The sequence below is a fragment of the Endozoicomonas sp. SESOKO3 genome (assembly GCF_024606255.1).
In genome coordinates this window covers 1-2,061 of the sequence record NZ_JAHHPR010000203.1, presented here as the reverse complement: position 1 = coordinate 2,061, position 2,061 = coordinate 1, and the positions used below count along the sequence as shown (strand labels likewise).

Annotated in this window: 3 protein-coding genes; 1 reads left to right on the top strand and 2 read right to left on the bottom strand. The window is 48.0% G+C overall.

Features of this window, described 5'->3' with window-relative positions; genetic code table 11:
* Positions 1-334: 334 nt before the first annotated feature.
* A complete protein-coding gene (locus KDK18_RS03475) occupies positions 335-940 on the bottom strand; it encodes a cytochrome c (RefSeq protein ID WP_257253240.1) in 606 nt (201 codons plus the stop codon).
* A 123-nt stretch (positions 941-1,063) separates the two neighbouring features.
* Positions 1,064-1,321: a hypothetical protein gene (locus KDK18_RS03470; RefSeq protein WP_257253238.1), complete on the bottom strand. Its 258-nt coding sequence runs from the start codon at positions 1,319-1,321 to the stop codon at positions 1,064-1,066.
* 56 nt (positions 1,322-1,377) lie between these two features.
* Here KDK18_RS03470 and yihA point away from each other — a divergent pair, with 56 nt between their 5' ends.
* A complete protein-coding gene (yihA, locus tag KDK18_RS03465; RefSeq protein WP_257253237.1) occupies positions 1,378-2,010 on the top strand; it encodes a ribosome biogenesis GTP-binding protein YihA/YsxC in 633 nt (210 codons plus the stop codon).
* Positions 2,011-2,061 lie beyond the last annotated feature (51 nt).

Here is a 2,061-nt window from a genome sequence, read left to right as displayed (position 1 = left end):
CAACCATAAAAATTTCAGTTGTTTTGGCATCTAAATACACTCCAAGCCTTTTATAATGATCTATCTGATGACAAGTTAACAGAAGTCCGGGGGCCCGTCTGCCTGAATTTGATACGTTCGTTGGTTCGTAAATCGGTTATACGCAGGGCAGGCTTGCACAGGAGTACCATTGATTGGCATTTTTCATGGTAAAAAGCTCAGACGAAGAAAATATGTCCCTCTTCCTTCCAGTCATAAAAAACGGTTTGCAACTCATCATTGCAAACCGCTTTTTGCGCTTATGGCTAAACCACTGCACTATCAGCTCTTCTTAAACAGCCGATAGTGTTATCTGTTATCGCAGACCACTGATATAACTGGACAGAGCGTCCACTTCCTTATTGCTCAGCTTTTCAGCGATGCTTCTCATCACTTTGGTGTCGCCATCATTCATACGAACGCCCTCGCGGAAATCACGCAACTGCTTAGCCGTGTACTGAGCGTGCTGACCACTGATTTTCGGGAAGCCTGCCAAAGGGTTACCCTGACCGGTTGGAGAGTGACAGGCAGCGCAAGCAGGAATGCCTTTCTTCTGATCACCAAAGCGGTATAGCTGTTCGCCCAGCCCCACCATTTCAGGATCGGCTACCCCCTCAGGCGCAGGCTGACTGGCATAGAAAGCAGCGATATCTTCGATATCCTGTTCTGTCAGCTGCCCTACGAAAGGCATCATTTCCGGAACACTGCGGTTACCGGCCTTAATGTCTGAAATCTGTTTAACCAGATAGCGTTCGCCTTGCCCTGCCAGATTGGGGAAATTGGGAGCCAGGCTTACACCTGTTGCTCCATGGCAGGCGGTACAGTTTGCCACTTTGGCTTTTCCAGCATTTGCATCCCCTTTCGCAAATGCCACACCTGATACCCCCAAGGACACTACCAGAGCGAAAATAACTTTTTTCATTAACCTGACCCAGCTACGGCACTTGCCATGAGTGACTGTTATTATTCCAACCTTTCCAGTCAGCTGTTCAGCATCTGTTTGTAAAGGCGGAGACCTCTCTGTCTTTACAAACATCCTCATTATTCAGCTGATTTTTTCGACCTGTTTTCGGCCTTTATTCTGAAAATGGTGGATTAAAATGGCTGCATATGCCTCAAAACGACCGCCATTATATACCTTATTGCTATTTTCCGATAGGTGGTCGAGCCCAGTAAATTCGCCGCTGTTCAGACAAACTGTTTTTTCCCGGGACATCTGGCTCATGATAACCGGCTGCCAACCGTCGGCAATTGCTTCGCAGCTATTCCATTTGATCCACAAGTCAAGCAAAATTGCGCCCACTTTTCATTTCTATGGTAAAACTCCCTGACCAGGGAGCTTGCTGACAGGTCTGACACATGAGTGAACCCAGAAGCGGTTTAAATTATCGCAAGGCCAAATTTCTAACCAGCGCCCCCAGGCTGAAACTGTGCCCGCCCGATAATGGCAGGGAAGTCGCTTTTGCGGGTCGCTCCAACGCCGGTAAATCCAGTGCCCTGAATACTCTGGTGGGCTCAAAAATTGCCCGCACCAGTAAAACACCCGGACGCACCCAGCTGATCAACTACTTCAATATTGAAGAGAGCATCCATCTGGTTGATCTTCCCGGTTACGGCTACGCCAAAGTGCCGGAAGCGATGAAAATCGAATGGCAAAAACATCTCGATGATTATTTAACCAACAGAGAGTCTCTGATCGGTCTTGTGCTACTGGTGGATATCCGCCACCCTCTGAAGGAGTTTGACCGGATGATGGTCCAGTGGAGCATTGAATCTGAAATGCCACTGCATATTCTGTTAACCAAGAGTGACAAGCTGAAGTCTGGTGTCGCCAAACAAGCCCTGAATCATCTAAAAAGAGAGCTCTCTGAGTATCCGCAAATTTCCATGCAACTTTTTTCTGCCCTAAAGAAAACCGGTGTTGATCAACTGGCACAGCGTCTGGATACCTGGCTGCTGGTCGATGATGAAGAACTGGAAATGCAGGATTGACATCCTCCCACCACTAAACCGCAAGCGGTTATAGTGGGGGATTCCCGTTAG